Genomic DNA, 508 nt, shown 5'->3' with positions numbered 1-508 from the left:
GCCGCCCTCGGCCGCCGCGCGCGCGAGGTGGTCGACGCCGGGACGGTCGAGCTCGTCACCGGGTTCCGCGTCGCCGCGCTCGCCTCCCGCGGCGACACGCTCTCGGTGCACGCGGAGGACGGCCGCGAGATCGCCGGGGTCGCCCAGGTGTTCGCGCTCACCGGGTTCCGGCCCGACACGAGCTTCCTGCGCGAGGTGCGCATCGCCCTCGACCCCACCCTCGACGCCGTCGCCGGCATCGCCGCCGACATCGACCCCAACATCCACTCGTGCGGCTCCGTGCCCGCCACCGGTGCGCGACAGCTCGCCCAGCCCGAACAGGACCTGTTCGTCGTCGGTGCCAAGTCGTACGGCCGGGCGCCGACGTTCCTCGCGCTGACCGGCTTCGAACAGGTCCGGAGCGTGGTCGCGCACCTCGCGGGCGACCACGAGGCCGCCGCGCGCGATGAGCTCGTGCTCCCCGCGACCGGGGTGTGCGGCGGTGCGGGCGGGTTCGACGCCGAGGCCG

Annotated in this window: 1 protein-coding gene; it reads left to right on the top strand. The window is 76.0% G+C overall.

The window, feature by feature from the left end:
* On the top strand, window positions 1-508 hold a 508-nt coding region (locus DW309_RS12865), incomplete at both ends, for a Rossmann-fold NAD(P)-binding domain-containing protein (protein WP_136045606.1).

The organism is Microbacterium sp. K41, assembly GCF_004794395.1.
GTDB lineage: Bacteria > Actinomycetota > Actinomycetes > Actinomycetales > Microbacteriaceae > Microbacterium > Microbacterium sufflavum.
The sequence above is the reverse complement of the archived record's forward strand: the minus strand, read 5'-3'. Positions and strand labels throughout refer to the sequence as shown.